The sequence below is a fragment of the Streptomyces sp. NPDC017991 genome, assembly GCF_044328075.1.
Taxonomy (GTDB): Bacteria; Actinomycetota; Actinomycetes; order Streptomycetales; family Streptomycetaceae; genus Streptomyces.
The window spans coordinates 123,076-139,409 of the sequence record NZ_JBIRGP010000017.1; the positions used below are offsets into that span (position 1 = coordinate 123,076).

The 16,334-nt window shown below is 69.9% G+C and carries 15 protein-coding genes; 11 read left to right on the top strand and 4 right to left on the bottom strand.

Annotated elements, in window-relative coordinates:
• The 8 genes from ACH4DZ_RS38900 to ACH4DZ_RS38935 all read left to right on the top strand — a co-directional run bounded on the left by ACH4DZ_RS38900 (position 1) and on the right by ACH4DZ_RS38935 (position 8,937).
• On the top strand, positions 1-762 hold the full coding sequence (locus ACH4DZ_RS38900; protein ID WP_149515224.1) for a DUF3710 domain-containing protein: 762 nt from the start codon (positions 1-3) through the stop codon (positions 760-762).
• A gap of 352 nt (positions 763-1,114) precedes the next feature.
• Positions 1,115-2,005, top strand: coding sequence for a peptidoglycan-binding protein (locus ACH4DZ_RS38905; protein ID WP_398293517.1), 891 nt, complete (start codon positions 1,115-1,117; stop codon positions 2,003-2,005).
• A gap of 196 nt (positions 2,006-2,201) precedes the next feature.
• Positions 2,202-3,446, top strand: coding sequence for an alginate lyase family protein (locus tag ACH4DZ_RS38910; RefSeq protein WP_398293519.1), 1,245 nt, complete (start codon positions 2,202-2,204; stop codon positions 3,444-3,446).
• A 59-nt stretch (positions 3,447-3,505) separates the two neighbouring features.
• Positions 3,506-4,216, top strand: coding sequence for an ABC transporter ATP-binding protein (locus tag ACH4DZ_RS38915; protein WP_398293521.1), 711 nt, complete (start codon positions 3,506-3,508; stop codon positions 4,214-4,216).
• Positions 4,217-4,506: 290 nt separating this feature from the next.
• Positions 4,507-7,071 (top strand): ATP-binding protein, encoded by a 2,565-nt coding sequence (locus tag ACH4DZ_RS38920; protein ID WP_398293523.1) that lies wholly within the window; start codon positions 4,507-4,509, stop codon positions 7,069-7,071.
• Positions 7,068-7,751, top strand: a complete 684-nt coding sequence (locus ACH4DZ_RS38925) for a response regulator (protein WP_398293525.1) — start codon at positions 7,068-7,070, stop codon at positions 7,749-7,751. The genes ACH4DZ_RS38920 and ACH4DZ_RS38925 overlap by 4 nt, the downstream gene beginning before the upstream one ends.
• 46 nt (positions 7,752-7,797) lie before the next feature.
• Entirely contained in the window at positions 7,798-8,196 is a 399-nt protein-coding gene (locus ACH4DZ_RS38930; RefSeq protein WP_189774656.1) for an OB-fold nucleic acid binding domain-containing protein, read from the top strand.
• Positions 8,197-8,199: 3 nt separating this feature from the next.
• Positions 8,200-8,937: a DUF3159 domain-containing protein gene (locus tag ACH4DZ_RS38935; protein WP_398293527.1), complete on the top strand. Its 738-nt coding sequence runs from the start codon at positions 8,200-8,202 to the stop codon at positions 8,935-8,937.
• Between the two features lie 157 nt (positions 8,938-9,094).
• Here ACH4DZ_RS38935 and ACH4DZ_RS38940 read toward each other — a convergent pair whose 3' ends face one another.
• Together ACH4DZ_RS38940 and ACH4DZ_RS38945 are read right to left on the bottom strand one after the other, a co-directional pair.
• Positions 9,095-9,772 carry a TrkA family potassium uptake protein gene (locus ACH4DZ_RS38940; RefSeq protein WP_107021534.1) on the bottom strand — a complete coding sequence of 226 codons (678 nt, stop codon included), beginning with the start codon at positions 9,770-9,772 and terminating at the stop codon, positions 9,095-9,097.
• Positions 9,772-10,443: a TrkA family potassium uptake protein gene (locus tag ACH4DZ_RS38945; protein WP_189774659.1), complete on the bottom strand. Its 672-nt coding sequence runs from the start codon at positions 10,441-10,443 to the stop codon at positions 9,772-9,774. The genes ACH4DZ_RS38940 and ACH4DZ_RS38945 overlap by 1 nt, the downstream gene beginning before the upstream one ends.
• A 464-nt stretch (positions 10,444-10,907) precedes the next feature.
• On the opposite strand from ACH4DZ_RS38945, the gene ACH4DZ_RS38950 reads away from it, so the two are divergent.
• The gene (locus ACH4DZ_RS38950; protein WP_398293529.1) at positions 10,908-12,959 is read left to right on the top strand and encodes an APC family permease; all 2,052 of its coding nucleotides are present in this window, start codon (positions 10,908-10,910) and stop codon (positions 12,957-12,959) included.
• A 184-nt stretch (positions 12,960-13,143) separates the two neighbouring features.
• Positions 13,144-14,484 (top strand): class I SAM-dependent RNA methyltransferase, encoded by a 1,341-nt coding sequence (locus ACH4DZ_RS38955; RefSeq protein WP_398293531.1) that lies wholly within the window; start codon positions 13,144-13,146, stop codon positions 14,482-14,484.
• 208 nt (positions 14,485-14,692) lie between these two features.
• On the opposite strand, the gene ACH4DZ_RS38960 is transcribed toward ACH4DZ_RS38955, so the two are convergent.
• Positions 14,693-14,893 carry a hypothetical protein gene (locus tag ACH4DZ_RS38960; protein WP_398293533.1) on the bottom strand — a complete coding sequence of 67 codons (201 nt, stop codon included), beginning with the start codon at positions 14,891-14,893 and terminating at the stop codon, positions 14,693-14,695.
• Between the two features lie 72 nt (positions 14,894-14,965).
• On the opposite strand from ACH4DZ_RS38960, the gene ACH4DZ_RS38965 reads away from it, so the two are divergent.
• Positions 14,966-15,499 carry a beta-ketoacyl synthase N-terminal-like domain-containing protein gene (locus ACH4DZ_RS38965; protein ID WP_398293535.1) on the top strand — a complete coding sequence of 178 codons (534 nt, stop codon included), beginning with the start codon at positions 14,966-14,968 and terminating at the stop codon, positions 15,497-15,499.
• A 288-nt stretch (positions 15,500-15,787) separates the two neighbouring features.
• Here the strand turns inward: ACH4DZ_RS38965 and ACH4DZ_RS38970 are convergent, their stop codons facing one another.
• A complete protein-coding gene (locus tag ACH4DZ_RS38970; protein ID WP_398293537.1) occupies positions 15,788-15,964 on the bottom strand; it encodes a hypothetical protein in 177 nt (58 codons plus the stop codon).
• Positions 15,965-16,334 lie beyond the last annotated feature (370 nt).

Genomic DNA, 16,334 nt, shown 5'->3' on the forward strand with positions numbered 1-16,334 from the left:
GTGTTCGGACGTCGCAAGAAGGGCAGTGCCGCCGAGGACGCGGCGGGCGAGGCCGAGCAGGTCGTCGACGGAGTCGACACTGAGGCGGACGGAGCGGAGCGCGAGCGCGTGAGGCTCGAACCGGAGCCGCGCCCCGACGGTCCCTGGGACAGCACCGAGGTGCGCGACCCGGCCGACGGCCGGGTCGACCTGGGCGGTCTTTTCGTGCCCGGGGTCGACGGCATGGAGCTCCGGGTGGAGGTCGCGGGCGACGCGATCGTCGCGGCCACCGTGGTGCTCAAGGACAGCGCCGTCCAGCTGCAGGCCTTCGCCGCTCCCAAGCGCGAGGGCATCTGGGGCGAGGTGCGCGAGGAGATCGCCACCGGCATCACCCAGCAGGGCGGTGTCATCGACGAGGTCGAGGGGCCGCTGGGCTGGGAGCTGCGCGCTCAGGTACCGGTGCAGCTGCCCGACGGCACGGGAGGCTTCCAGGTCGTCCGGTTCATCGGTGTGGACGGTCCCCGCTGGTTCCTGCGCGGAGTGATCTCCGGGCAGGGCGCGGTGCAGCCGCAGGCCGCCGGTCTGCTGGAGCAGATCTTCCGGGACACCGTGGTGGTCCGCGGTGAGGGCCCGATGGCCCCGCGCGACCCGATCGTGCTGAAGCTGCCGGACGACGCGCAGATGGTCGCCGAGGGTGTGCAGCAGGAGGAGCAGGCCGGGTCCCGCTTCTCCGGCGGCATGGGGCAGTTGCAGCGCGGACCGGAGATCACCGAGGTGCGCTAGGCGCCTCGACGGCCGCGTACCGTACGTGTGCGACGGGCCGCACTCCCCCTCCGGGGAGTGCGGCCCGTCGTTGTGTGCGGCCGGTGAGGCTGGTGCGGCCACCGCGGCCCGGATGATGCTCTCGGGGCCGTGCACCGCAGGTCGTCATGGGTGTTCCTCCTCCCTCATCCATGTCTGGACATGCATGCCTTTCGAGGGCCCGCGTGTGGGCCGAACGAGTGAAGAAGGCCCGCAGTCGTGCCTCGCGTGACTACGCTGCGTCACCCTGGGCATGACGAAGGAGGGTGGGGATCTCAAGTCCTTTGATCCACACCCGACTTGCCGATCATGCGAAATCCATGGGGGATGCGAAGTGGGTACCAACTGGATCGAGAAGGCGCAGCGCTTGGGTGACGGGACCATCGGAGGCGCGATGGATCATCCGTCGGTTCCGGGCCGGGTCGTCTGGCACACCACGGAGAGCGGTACGGGCGACGACGCCTTCAAGGCCGTGGCGGCGCTCCTGATCCGCAAGACCGCCGAGCCGCACCTGCTCTACGACCCGAAGACCGACCGCCTCGGACAGTTCGGCCCGCTGAACCACAGTGCCCGCGCACTGCTCAACGACGGATCGACGAGGACCAACCGCGTCGGAAAGGTCTGCATCCAGATCGAGGTACTGGGGTGGGCCGCCAAACCGTTCACGAAGACCTGGGAGCCGGGCCCGAACTACCAGGCCATGATGGCCGCGATCCGTTCCTGGAAGATCCCGGACACCTTCCCGGCCGGGCGCCTCGCGACCTCGGCCGCCGACGCCACCAACCGCCCCCGCTCGGTCTGGATGAGCAAGGGCGGCCACTACGGCCATGCGAACATCCCGGGCAACGACCACTGGGACCCGGGCGACATCGACAGGTCCGCCCTCTTCGAAGCGGCCCCGGTCGAGAAGTCGGGGAACGGCAGTGCGCCCGTCAAGCCGGTCGTCGACCTCAGCAATCTGATCGCCGCCGCGCGCCGCGACCCGGGGCTGCCGCAGGGTGGTAAGACGCACGGGTCCGACGTCCTGGTCGTCGAGAAGGCCCTGGTGGCCGAGGGGTTGCTGCCCGCGCAGTGGGCCGACGGATCCTTCGGCAGCAGGACCGTCGAGGCGTACGCGGCCCTGCAGCGCCGCTACGGCTTCAGTGGCGCGGAGGCGAACGGCATCCCGGGGCAGACCACACTCAAGAAGCTCGGTCGGCAGCACGGTTTCACGGTCAAGGCCTGAGTGGTCCGTGGTCCGCGGTCCGTGGTCCGTGGGCTCCGGACGGCTCCCGGGCCCGCGGGCCGTGTCCGCCACCGCGGTCGGACGTTTCTCGTGACCCCTCTCTTGACGCGGACATGGTCTGTACCTATGGTCACCGGCCAAGCGCCTGTGTTCATAAAGGCATTCCGTGTTCACATACGAGAACGGATGGCCCCCCATGAAGCCGACCGCTCCGGTCCCCCCACGTCCCTCACGCCCCTCACGCCCCGCGCGCCACCGCGGTGCATCCCGCTTCGCGCTCCTCGCCACCGTGACCGCACTGCTGGCCGGCGCCCTCGCCTGGCCCGCCGCCGAGCGCGCCGAGGCCGCCCCCGCGACCTTCGCGCACCCCGGAGTCACCGTCTCCCGCGGCCAGTTGGACTTCACCCGACAGCAGGTCAACGCGGGTGCGCAGCCCTGGAAGGGCGCGTACGACCAGATGATGTCGAGCAAGTACGGCTCGCTCACGCGCACCGCCAAGCCCCGCGCGGTCGTGGAGTGCGGCTCGTACTCGAACCCCAACTACGGCTGCACCGACGAGCGCGAGGACGCGATCGCCGCGTACACCCAGGCGCTGGCCTGGTACATCACGCGCGACGCCCGGTACGCGAAGAAGGCGATCGAGCTGATGGACGCTTGGTCCGCGACCATCAGGGACCACACCAACAGCAACGCGCCGCTGCAGACCGGCTGGGCGGGCTCGTCCTGGCCGAAGGCCGCCGAGATCATCAAGTACACGTACGACGGCGGCTGGGCGAACTCCGGGCGCTTCTCGACGATGCTGCGCGACGTCTATCTGCCCAAGGTCATCAACGGCTCGAACTCCAACGGCAACTGGGAACTCTCGATGATGGAGGCCGCCGTCGGCATCTCCGTCTTCCTGGAGGACAAGGCCTCCTACGACAAGGCCATGGCCAAGTTCCGCACCCGTACGGCCGCCTACGTCTACATATCCTCCGACGGCGCCCTGCCGAAGACCGTGCCGAGCCAGAACCTCGACACCACCCAGAAGATCGTCAACTACTGGCAGGGCCAGTCCACCTTCGTCAACGGGGTCACCCAGGAGACCTGCCGCGACCTCACCCACACCGGATACGGGATCTCCGCGATAGCGCACATCGCCGAGACCAGCCGGATCCAGGGCCAGGACCTGTACGGCACCGACGTCGGCGAGCGGCTGCGGCACGCGCTCGGCTTCCAGGCCAAGTACGAGCTGGGTGAGGCGGCCCCGAGCTGGCTGTGCGGTGGGTCGCTGCACCTCGGGCTCGGACCGGTCACCGAGGTCGGTTACAACGCCCTGCACAACCGTCTCGGCATCGCCATGAGCAACACCGAGCGGCTGACGGCGCAGAACCGTCCGGCGGGCAGCAACAACCTGTTCGTCGCCTGGGAAACGCTCACTCACGGCGACAACCCGAGCTGAACCGTTGCAGGTCCGGGCGTCGGACGGTGATACTGGCGCCCGGTCCACGGGGGAGAGGCATGAGCACTCAGGTCGGCACGGACACGGTCGCCACGGACACGATGGTCCGGGTGGAGAACGTCCACCGCTCGTACGGCAGCGGAAGCACCGCCGTGCACGCCCTGCGCGGGGTGTCGTTCGACATACCGCAGGGGGAACTCGTCGCTCTCAAGGGGCGTTCGGGGTCGGGCAAGACCACACTGCTGAACCTCGTCGGCGGGCTCGACGAGCCGGACGGGGGGCGGATCACGGTCGACGGGCTCGACCTCTCCGGACTCGGCGAGAACGGGTTGCTTGAGCTGCGCCGGGACCGTATCGGCTTCGTCTTCCAGTCCTTCGGACTGATCCCGATCCTGACGGCCGCCGAGAACGTGGGCGTGCCCATGCGGCTGCGCCGGGCCGACCCGAGCGAGCGCGAGGAACGCGTCGAGCTGCTGCTCTCGCTGGTCGGACTCGCCGACCACGCGGCACAGCGGCCCGGTGAGCTGTCCGGAGGGCAGCAGCAGCGCGTCGCCATCGCCCGCGCCCTCGCGAACAACCCGGCGCTCCTCATCGCCGACGAGCCCACCGGCCAGCTCGACGCCGAGACCGGTATCGGGGTGATGGAACTGCTGAGGGCGGTCGTTCGCAGCGAGCGGGTCACCGCGCTGGTGGCCACGCATGACGCGGCGCTTCTGGACCTGGCCGACCGGGTTCTGGAACTGAGTGACGGCGAGATCTTGGAGAGCTGAGGTTCTCGCCCCCGAGGCTCTCGGCCCCGTGCCGGGGCTCAGGCCTGGCCCCTGCATTTCGTCCGCGGGTCCGGTGGGGGCTGGTCGCGCAGAAAAGATTGCGCCGTTCCCCGCGCCCCTGGAAGCCGAAGACGAAAGATTGCGCCGTTCCCCGCGTCCCCGAGGGGCTTGTGGGGGCGTCAGGGTTGTGTCAAAGACGTTCGTACCCGTGCCTCCCGTCCTATTCGTCCGGATCGTCGGCCGTATGGTCTACCCAGCCACGCAGTGCGGTTTGGGAAGACAATGAGGCCATGGGACGCGGCAAGCTTCGGATCTACCTCGGTGCGGCACCCGGCGTCGGCAAGACGTACGCGATGCTGTCCGAGGCGCACCGCCGTGTCGAGCGGGGCGCGGACTGCGTGGTGGCTTTCGTGGAGCACCACGACCGGCCGCGCACGGAGGTGATGCTGCACGGACTGGAGCAGATCCCCCGCAGGGAGCTCGCCCACCGCGACGCCGCCTTCACCGAGATGGACGTCGACGCCGTCCTGGACCGTGCCCCCGCTGTCGCCCTGGTGGACGAACTGGCGCACACCAACGTGCCCGGCTCGCGCAACGCCAAGCGCTGGCAGGACGTCGAGGAACTGCTCGCCGCGGGCATCGACGTCGTCTCGACGGTCAACATCCAGCACCTCGAATCGCTCGGTGACGTCGTCGAGTCGATAACGGGCGTACGCCAGCGCGAGACCCTCCCGGACGAGGTGGTGCGGCGGGCCGACCAGATCGAGCTGGTCGACATGTCGCCCCAGGCACTCCGCCGCCGGATGGCGCACGGCAACATCTACAAGCCGGACAAGGTCGACGCGGCCCTGTCCAACTACTTCCGCCCCGGCAACCTCACCGCGCTGCGCGAGCTGGCCCTGCTCTGGGTCGCCGACCGCGTCGACGAGTACCTCCAGCAGTACCGGGGCGAGCACGGCATCCGCTCCACCTGGCAGGCCCGCGAACGCATCGTCGTCGGTCTCACCGGCGGTCCCGAGGGCCGTACGCTGATCCGTCGGGCCGCCCGGCTGGCCGAGAAGGGCGCCGGCGGCGAGGTGCTCGCCGTCTACATCGCCCGCAGTGACGGCCTCACCGCCGCCTCGCCCAAGGAACTCGCCGTCCAGCGGACCCTCGCCGAGGACCTCGGCGGCACCTTCCACCACGTCGTGGGCGACGACATCCCGTCCGCGCTCCTTGAGTTCGCGCGCGGCGTCAACGCCAGCCAGATCGTGCTGGGCTCCTCACGGCGCAAGGCCTGGCAGTACGTGTTCGGGCCCGGCGTCGGCGCCACGGTCGCCCGCGAGTCGGGGCCCGACCTGGACGTGCACATCGTCACGCACGACGAGGCGGGCAAGGGGCGCGGTCTGCCGGTCGCCCGGGGCGCGCGCCTGGGCCGGTCCCGGATCATCGCGGGCTGGCTGACCGGCGTCGTCGGCCCGGCGGTCCTCGCGCTGCTGCTGATCAACGCCGACGCGGACCTCGGGCTCGCCAACGACATGCTGCTGTTCCTGACCCTGACCGTGGCGGCGGCCCTGCTCGGCGGACTGCTCCCGGCGCTCGCCTCGGCGGCCTTCGGCTCCCTGCTGCTGAACTACTTCTTCACTCCGCCGCTGCACCGGCTGACGGTCTCCGACCCCAAGAACATCGTCGCCATCGTGATCTTCGTGGGAGTGGCCATCTCGGTCGCCTCGGTGGTGGACCTGGCGGCCCGCCGCACCCACCAGGCGGCCCGGCTGCGTGCCGAGTCCGAGATCCTCTCCTTCCTCGCGGGCAGCGTCCTGCGCGGCGAGACCAGCCTCGACGCCCTGCTGGAACGGGTCCGCGAGACCTTCGGCATGGAGTCGGTCGCCCTCCTTGAGCGGGCCGGCGACGTCGCCCCGTGGACCTGCGCGGGCAGCGTGGGCCCGCGTCCGCCGACGCTTCCCGAGGCCGCCGACGTGGACATGCCGGTCGGCGACCACACCGCCCTCGCCCTCTCCGGCCGGGTGCTGCCCGCCGAGGACCGCCGGGTGCTGGCCGCGTTCGCCGCCCAGGCCGTCGTCGTCCTCGACCGCAAGCGCCTCCAGCAGGAGGCCGACCAGGCCCGCACGCTCGCCGAGGGCAACCGCATCCGCACCGCGCTGCTGGCCGCCGTCAGCCACGACCTGCGTACGCCGCTGGCCGCGATCAAGGCCGCCGTGTCGTCCCTCAGGTCGGACGACGTGGCCTGGTCCGAGGAGGACGAGGCGGAACTCCTGGAGGGCATCGAGGCGGGCGCCGACCGGCTCGACCACCTGGTGGGCAACCTGCTCGACATGTCCCGCCTCCAGACCGGCACGGTCACCCCCCTGATCCGCGAGATCGACCTCGACGAGGTCGTCCCGATGGCGCTGGGCGGCGTACCGGAACACAGCGTCGAACTGGAGATCCCCGAGACCCTGCCCATGGTCGCCGTCGACCCGGGCCTGCTGGAGCGCTCGGTCGCCAACCTCGTCGAGAACGCCGTCAAGTACAGCCCCGAGGGCCGGCGCGTCCTCGTCGCCGCCAGCACGCTCGGCGACCGGGTGGAGGTACGGGTAGTGGACCGGGGCCGGGGCGTCCCGGACGAGGCGAAGGACCGTATATTCGCCCCCTTCCAGCGGTACGGTGACGCCCCGCGCGGCGCCGGGGTCGGCCTCGGCCTCGCGGTCGCCCGCGGTTTCGCCGAGGCCATGGGCGGCACGCTCAACGCGGAGGACACTCCCGGCGGCGGCCTCACCATGGTTCTCACGCTCAGAGTGGGCTCCTCCCGCGCGGAAGCCCCCGCGGAACCCGCACAAGAAGAGCCCGTACAACCGGAAAGGCAGGCTTCATGACCCGGGTCCTCGTGGTCGACGACGAGCCGCAGATCACCCGAGCCCTCGTGATCAACCTCAAGGCACGCAAGTACGAGGTCGACGCGGCCCCCGACGGCGCCACCGCCCTCCAGCTCGCCGCCGCCCGCCACCCCGACGTCGTCGTGCTCGACCTGGGTCTGCCCGACATGGACGGCGTCGAGGTGATCAGGGGACTGCGCGGCTGGACACGCGTACCGATTCTCGTACTGTCCGCGCGGCACTCCTCCGACGAGAAGGTCGAGGCCCTGGACGCGGGCGCCGACGACTACGTGACCAAGCCCTTCGGCATGGACGAGCTGCTCGCCCGGCTGCGCGCGGCCGTCCGCCGGGCCGAGCCCACCGGCGGCGGCGAGGACGACGTGATCGTCACGACGGAGGACTTCACCGTCGACCTGGCAGCCAAGAAGGTCCACCGGGACGGCCGCGACGTACGCCTCACCCCGACCGAGTGGCACCTCCTGGAGGTGCTGGTGCGCAACACGGGCCGCCTGGTCAGCCAGAAACAGCTGCTCCAGGAGGTCTGGGGCCCCTCCTACGGCACCGAGACGAACTACCTGCGGGTCTACATGGCCCAGCTCCGCCGCAAACTGGAGGGGGACCCCTCGCATCCGCGGCACTTCGTCACCGAACCGGGGATGGGCTACCGGTTCGAGCGTTAGTGCTACGGGTACGTTCCTGTCAGCGGCCCCCGGTACGCTTTGAGGTATGAGTGCTGTCCCTCGATCCGAAAAGCCGGCGGGCCGGTTCCGGCGCATGATCGACCGGCTCTCCTCCTCCCAGGAGGACCTGGAGTCGGAGGAGCTGCGCGAGGACTCCGAGACCGCGGGCTGCACACGTATCGGTGACTGCCGCGACCGACAGGTGGTCACGGTTACTGGTACCTTGCGCACGGTCACCCTGCGCCCGAGGGCCGGTGTCCCGGCCCTGGAGGCCGAGCTGTTCGACGGTTCGGCCGCCCTGGACGTGGTGTGGCTCGGCAGGCGTTCCATCGTGGGGATAGAACCGGGGCGCAAGCTGATGGCGTCGGGCCGTATCTCGATGAGCCGGGGCCGGCGCGTGCTGTTCAATCCGAAGTACGAACTCAGACCCCTCGGACGGGAGTAGCCGGTGACGTCGCTCGACAAGCCGACCGAAGACGCCCAGCGGGACGCGCAGGATGCGCAGGACTCACGGGCGGTGACCGAAGCCGCCCTCTTCGAGGCGTTCGGCGGTCTGCGGGGCATGATCGAGACGGTCCTGCCGGGCCTGCTCTTCGTCACGATCTTCACGATCAACAAGGACCTGCACTCGGCGGCCATCGCGGCCCTCGGTGTCTCGATCCTGCTCGTCGTGGTCCGTCTGGTCATGAAGGACACCGTCAAGCACGCGTTCAGCGGTGTCTTCGGTGTCGCCTTCGGTGTCGTCTTCGCGATGATGACGGGCAACGCGAAGGACTTCTACCTGCCGGGCATGCTGTACACGCTCGGTCTCGCCCTCGCGTACATCATCACGACGCTCGCCGGGGTCCCGCTGATCGGCCTGATCCTCGGCCCGGTCTTCAAGGAGAACCTCTCCTGGCGTACGCGTAATCCGGGCCGCAAGAAGGCCTACGCGAAAGCCAGTTACGCCTGGGGCCTGATCCTGCTCGCCAAGTGCGCGATTCTCTTTCCGCTCTACTGGTGGGCCGACACGACTCAGTTCGGCTGGGTTCTGATCGCGCTGAAGATTCCGCCCTTCCTGCTCGCGGTGTGGTTGACGTGGGTGTTCCTCGCGAAGGCTCCGCCGCCGATCGATGTCTTCGCCGAGATGGAGGCCGAGGAGAAGGCCGAGAAGGAGCGGCAGGCTGCGGCTCGGTCTGCTGAGTAGGCACCCTGCGCCTGTGCGGGCCGCCGGGGGGCTGCGCCCCCAGACCCCGCTGTCGGCCTGAACGGCCTCGTCCTCAAACGCCGGACGGGCTAAAAAGAGAAGGGGCGCCCGGAGAAATCCGGGCGCCCCCTACTCGTATCTCTGCTTGTTCTGCTCGTCAGTCCGTCGTGCCCTCGCGGCGTACCGACAGCAGGTCCTCCAGTTGTTCCTCTCGGGCCTGGGCCGCCACGAAGAGGAGTTCGTCGCCCGCTTCCAGCGAGTCCTCGCGGGTCGGGGTGAGGACCCGGGTGCCGCGGATGATGGTGACCAGCGAGGTGTCCTCGGGCCAGGCCACGTCACCGACCTGCGTGCCGGCCAGCGCGGACTCCGGCGGCAGGGTCAGTTCGACGAGGTTGGCGTCGCCGTGGCTGAAGCGGAGCAGGCGGACCAGGTCGCCGACGCTCACCGCCTCCTCGACCAGGGCCGACATCAGACGGGGTGTCGAGACGGCGACGTCCACACCCCACGACTCGTTGAACAGCCACTCGTTCTTGGGGTTGTTGACGCGGGCGACGACCCGCGGGACCCCGTACTCGGTCTTCGCGAGCAGGGAGACGACGAGGTTGACCTTGTCGTCACCTGTGGCCGCGATCACCACGTTGCAGCGCTGGAGCGCCGCCTCGTCCAGGGAGGTGATCTCGCAGGCGTCGGCGAGCAGCCACTCCGCCATGGGGACGCGCTCGACCGAGATGGCGGTCGGCGCCTTGTCGATCAGCAGGATCTCGTGCCCGTTCTCCAAAAGCTCGCCCGCGATCGAGCGGCCCACGGCGCCGGCACCGGCAATGGCGACCCTCATCAGTGACCGCTCTCCTCTTCGGGGCCCTCGGCGAACGACGCCTCGACCTTCTCGATGTCGTCCGTGCGCATCATCACGTGCACCAGGTCGCCCTCCTGGAGAACCGTCTGCGAGGAGGGCAGCACCGCCTCACCCAGGCGGGTGAGGAAGGCCACGCGTACGCCGGTGTCCTCCTGGAGCCTGCTGATCCGCTGGCCCACCCACGCGGTCGACGCGTGCACCTCGGCGAGCTGCACCCCGCCGGTGGGATCGCGCCACAGCGGCTCGGCGCCCGACGGCAGCAGCCGGCGCAGCATCTGGTCGGCCGTCCAGCGGACGGTGGCGACGGTGGGGATGCCCAGGCGCTGGTACACCTCGGCGCGCCGGGGGTCGTAGATACGCGCCGCCACGTTCTCGATGCCGAACATCTCGCGGGCCACCCGGGCGGCGATGATGTTCGAATTGTCGCCGCTGGAGACGGCGGCGAAGGCGCCCGCCTCCTCGATGCCCGCTTCGCGCAGGGTGTCCTGGTCGAAACCGACGCCGGTCACACGACGGCCGCCGAAACCGGAGCCCAGTCGTCGGAAGGCGGTGGGGTCCTGGTCGATCACGGCGACCGTGTGCCCCTGTTGCTCCAGGGTCTGGGCGAGAGCGGAACCCACTCTGCCGCAGCCCATGATGACGATGTGCACGACCGTCCTTCCGGTGTGAAAAGTACTGCTCAGGCTGAAACAGGGTCTCAGACCGACGCCCAAGCTACACACGCGCGGTCCGTCGGCGGCACCCCCGTGCACATCCGCCCCGCACCGTGACGACGATCAGCTCGCCGGTGATCAGCGGCGGCTGATGCTGCGCACGCTGACGAGGGCCAGGATGCCCAGGCCGACCAGTCCGGCGGCGGCGCCGATGAGCTCGGCGGTGGCGCCGGCGAGTTCCGCGGTGGCGAGCATGGAACCTCCATGAATTGGTAAAGGGGGGCAAAGTTTTGGCTTTTTTCATATAGGCATGGAGATTCGCCTGGCCAGGCAATACATAAGCGAGTGCGCACCGGATTTCACTCGTAGAGCAGATCCCGGTCACGGATCCCGCCGATCAGGCGTCCCAGCGGGCGGGAGAGGGTGGGCGAGGCGGTGTTCGAGCGCTTACGATCCTCACCGTGTCCAAACTGACCGACGTGCCCAAACGGATCCTGATCGGGCGCGCACTGCGCAGTGACCGGCTCGGAGAAACTCTCCTGCCGAAGCGCATCGCACTCCCCGTTTTCGCTTCCGACCCGCTCTCCTCCGTGGCGTACGCGCCGGGAGAAGTGCTGCTCGTCCTGTCCATCGCGGGCGTGTCGGCCTATCACTTCAGCCCCTGGATCGCCGTCGCGGTCGTCGTGCTGATGTTCACCGTCGTGGCCTCCTACCGGCAGAACGTGCACGCCTACCCCAGCGGTGGCGGCGACTACGAGGTGGCCAACACCAACCTCGGCCCCAAGGCCGGTCTCACCGTCGCCAGCGCGCTGCTCGTGGACTACGTACTCACTGTCGCCGTGTCCATCGCGTCCGGCATCGAGAACCTCGGCTCGGCGGTCCCGTTCGTCGTCGAGCACAAGGTCCTCTGCGCGATTGCGGTGATCGTGCTGCTCACCCTGATGAACCTGCGCGGGGTCAAGGAGTCGGGGAAGCTCTTCGCGATCCCGACGTACGTGTTCGTGACCGGCGTCTTCCTGATGATCGCGTGGGGGGCGTTCCGCGGGATCGTCCTCGGCGACACCATGAAGGCGCCGACCGCCGACTTCACGATCAAGGCCGAGCACCAGGGACTCGCCGGCTTCGCCCTCGTCTTCCTGCTGCTGCGCGCCTTCTCCTCCGGCTGTGCGGCGCTCACCGGCGTCGAGGCGATCAGCAACGGCGTCCCGGCCTTCCGCAAGCCCAAGTCCAAGAACGCGGCGAGCACGCTCGCGGCGATGGGCCTGCTGGCCGTCACCATGTTCTGCGGCATCATCGCCCTCGCCATGGCGACCAACGTCCGCATGGCCGAGCGCCCGGCGCACGACCTGCTGGAGAACGGGGTCGCGGTCGGCTCCGACTACGTCCAGAACCCGGTGATCTCCCAGGTCGCCGAGGCGGTGTTCGGCAACGGCAGCTTCCTGTTCATCGTGCTCGCCGCGGCCACCGCGCTCGTGCTCTTCCTGGCCGCGAACACCGCGTACAACGGCTTCCCGCTGCTCGGCTCGATCCTCGCGCAGGACCGCTACCTGCCGCGCCAGCTGCACACCCGCGGCGACCGGCTCGCCTTCTCGAACGGCATCGTGCTGCTGGCGGGCGCGGCCATCCTGCTGATCTGGATCTACGGCGCCGACTCGACGCGTCTCATCCAGCTCTACATCGTCGGCGTGTTCGTGTCCTTCACGCTGAGCCAGACCGGCATGGTCCGGCACTGGAACCGCCACCTGGCCACCGAGAAGGACCCGGCCAAGCGCCGCCACATGGTCCGCTCCCGGGCCATCAACGCGTTCGGCGCCTTCTTCACCGGCCTGGTCCTGGTCGTCGTCCTCGGCACGAAGTTCACGCACGGCGCCTGGGTCGCCCTGCTCGGCATGGTGATCTTCTACGCGACGATGTCCGCGATCCGGAAGCACTACGACCGGGTGGCCGAGGAAATCGCCGCGCCCGACGGGCCGTCCGACGACAGCCTGCGCCCCTCGCGCGTCCACTCCGTCGTCCTGATCTCCAAGATCCACCGGCCGGCGCTGCGTGCCCTCGGCTACGCCAAGCTGATGCGCTCCGACACCCTGGAGGCGCTCAGTGTCAACGTCGACCCGGTCGAGACGAAGGCCCTGCGGGACGAGTGGGAGCGACGCGGCTTCACCGTGCCGCTGAAGATCCTCGACTCGCCGTACCGCGAGATCACCCGGCCGGTCATCGAGTACGTGAAGGGGCTGCGCCGCGAGTCCCCGCGTGACGTGGTGTCGGTGATCATCCCCGAGTACGTGGTCGGCCACTGGTACGAGCACCTGCTGCACAACCAGAGCGCGCTGCGGCTCAAGGGGCGGCTGCTGTTCACGCCGGGCGTGATGGTGACGTCCGTGCCCTATCAGCTGGAGTCCTCCGAGGTGGCCAAGAAGCGGGCCCGCAGGCGTTCGGAGTGGACCGCTCCGGGCTCGGTGCGCCGCGGTCCGGCGGAGCACCGGCCGAAGGAGCCGTCGGGGCCCAAGCGCTGAGCGGGCCCGCACGTGGTTTGCGAGCGGCTTGTGTGGTGAGCGGCCAGGGGGACCGGCTTGCGGTGAGCGGCTTGTGGTGAGCGGTCGGGTGGCGTCCACGTAGACTGGTGGGCTGTGGTCCGGCCGCTCCGGCCGTTCGCCCCCCTGTCGCGCCTTCCCCTTTCGCATCTGGAGTCACCCCGTAATGCAGGCAGAACCGAAGAAAACGCCGGCGGGGTCGCTCGTGGGGCAGGAGTACGAGGTCGAGGTCGGCCCCGTCGCGCACGGCGGGCACTGCGTCGCCCGCAACGACGCCGGCCAGGTCCTCTTCGTACGGCATGCGCTGCCCGGTGAGCGGGTGCTCGCGCGGGTGACGGACGGCGAGGAGGACTCGCGCTTCCTGCGCGCCGACGCGGTCGAGATCCGGGAAGCCTCCAAGGACCGGGTGGAGGCTCCGTGCCCCTACGCGGGCCCCGGGCGTTGCGGCGGCTGCGACTGGCAGCACGCCAAGCCGGGTGCGCAGCGGCGGCTGAAGGGCGAGGTCATCGCCGAGCAGCTCCAGCGGCTCGCGGGCCTCACCCCGGAGGAGGCGGGTTGGGACGGCACGGTGATGCCGGCCGAGGGCGACAAGCTGCCCCCCGGCGAGGTACCCGCCTGGCGTACGCGCGTGCAGTACGCGGTCGACGAGGACGGCAACGCCGGTCTGCGCCGCCACCGTTCGCACGAGGTCGAGCCGGTCGAGCACTGCATGATCGCCGCCCCCGGGGTCTCCGAGCTGGGTATCGAGAAGCACGACTGGTCCGGCATGGAGTCCGTCGAGGCGATCGCCGCGACGGGTTCGCAGGACCGCATGGTCATCCTCGAACCGAAGCCCGGCGCGCGGCTGCCGCTCGTCGAACTCGACAGGCCCGCCTCCGTCATGCGCGTCGAGGAGCACGACGGCGGCATCCACCGGGTGCACGGCCGCGCCTTCGTCCGCGAGCGCGCCGACGGCCGTACGCACCGGGTCGGCAGCGGCGGCTTCTGGCAGGTCCACCCGCAGGCGGCCGACACCCTGGTCAAGGCCGTCATGCAGGGCCTGCTGCCGCGCAAGGGCGACATGGCGCTCGACCTGTACTGCGGCGTCGGCCTCTTCGCCGGCGCGCTGGCCGACCGCATCGGCGACAAGGGCGCGGTCCTCGGCATCGAGTCCGGCAAGCGCGCGGTGGAGGACGCCCGGCACAACCTCGCCGCGTTCGACCGCGTCCGCATCGAACAGGGCAAGGTCGAGGCGGTCCTGCCGCGCACCGGCATCACCGAGGTCAACCTCGTCGTCCTGGACCCGCCGCGCGCCGGCGCCGGCAAGAAGACGGTCCAGCACCTGACGTCACTGGGCGCCCGCAAGATCGCGTACGTGGCCTGCGACCCGGCGGCGCTGGCACGGGACCTGGCGTACTTCAAGGAGGGCGGGTACCGGGTGCGGACGCTGCGGGCGTTCGACCTGTTCCCGATGACGCACCATGTGGAGTGCGTGGCGATCCTTGAGCCGGTGGCAAAGGGCGCCTGACCCGCGCGTTCGGGTGGTGTGCGTGATGAGGTCGTCGCGGGTCATGCGGTCGGTGGGCGGTGCCCCGTCTCGGCGCGCGGGAGGGCGCCTTGTGCCGCGGGCAGACAGTGGTCCCATCCGCGACCGAGTGCTCTGCCTGGTCGTCGAGGGCTGGGCAGAGCGCCCGGTTCCGGCGGTGCGGAGCAGCCGCAGCAGCCTGCTGGGTTGTTCAGTCGAAGAGGATGTCCAGCACGATGCCGACGACGCCCCCGACGTTCTCGGACAGGTCCCGGTCGTCGTCCGAGCGGCTGTCCTTGCAGGAGCGGCCCAGAGTGCCGGGGTGGCTGAGCGTGGAGGTGAAGCGGCAGTCGGAGGCCGGGGCGGCGGCGGCCTGAGCACTGGGAAGGGCCGCGAAGGCGGCTCCTGTCACGCAGAGCATGGTGAGTGAAACGCGCGCGATCATGCGCATGGACTTTCCCCTTCGGAAGGAGTGGAGGCGCGGTTGCCTCCAGCGGCCGCGATCCTCGCCGGTGCGGGCAGGCTGTGCGCGCTGACCACGCCGGACCCCTGGTGGCTGTCACCCGGTCCGCGTACCGAGCTGGAAACGGTGGCCGCCGTGCCCGTCATGGGCCTCCTGGAAGCGGTCGGTGACGTCTACGCCTACGAGCCCGAGTTCTTCGGCATCAACGCGAAGGACTCGACCTGGGTGGATCCCGAGCACCGGTTGCTGTCCGAAGTCGTCTGGGAGGCCATTGAGCACGCCGGGATCCCGGCCCAGCGGTCGTCGGACACACCGGGCATGTTCTTCGGGATCTGCCAGAAGGACTACATGCTGCGGGTGCAGAGGCCAGAGGCCAGCGGAAGGTGTGAGCGCCTACGCGCTGTACCTGCGCCTGTCGGGACCGCGTGGGAGCGTATGCGGAGGGTGCCGCGCTCGGTGCGCCGGGACTGCCTGCACGCCGCTGTCCCACCGCCGGACCGTGGTACCGCCGGTGGTCAAGCAGGGCCCATCTCGCCCTCATTCACGGCCTCTTGAGCGCTGGGCCGGGGACGGCACGCTGCGCGTCGCGCTCCCGCACGGGCCTGGACGTCCTGCTCCGGATCAGGGTCGGGGTCAGGGAACAGCCGGCCCTGTTCGTCCATCACGACGGCCGCGCCGCGCCATGGGGCATGCCGGTTACCCACTGCCCGGCGAGGTCTGACAGGCCGACGTCGTACGGGCCACGGTCAGCGGCCCGTACGACGTCTCCGGCGGCGGACGTCAGGATCGATGCCCGTCGCAGCACTCGATACGGATCATCTTCGGTCCGTCTGCGGTTCGTTGTCAGTCGACGGACCAGCAGGTGGCGTCGAAGTCCGCCACCTTGACATCGCCGGCCTGCAGGTGGCCGCCGGACGCCCAGCAACCTTCCACGTCCGACGGGTGAGCGGCGGCAGGAACCGCGGCCATGAAGCCGACCGCGAGCACACCGGCTACAACGAGTGAGATACGCCGAAGCATGAGGATCTCCTTCTAGTGGGGGGACTCGGTACGACTGTTCATCAGCTACCGCTGTACCGCACGTCGAGAAGCGCGGGCGGGTGGCGCCACGCCGGCTGTCTGGGCGGGCCCTGTCCCATATGCGCCGCCCAGGAGTGCTGTACGGACCATGAGCAGGACAGCGGCGCGTCGGGGGGTACGAATTCGACTGACGGCTTCGACGCAACGCCTACTGCCTGGCCACCGGTACAGCGGAAGGGTGATCCGCGCAGGAGACAGTAGGCGTCGGGTCAATCGCGGGGCGCGCGCCATCCGTTCGGCTGACGGCGCCGGCGCACGGGCACGCCGTGTCGTGGCCGTGGAGTAGGCCGACGCCGGCGGTCTGTGCGGG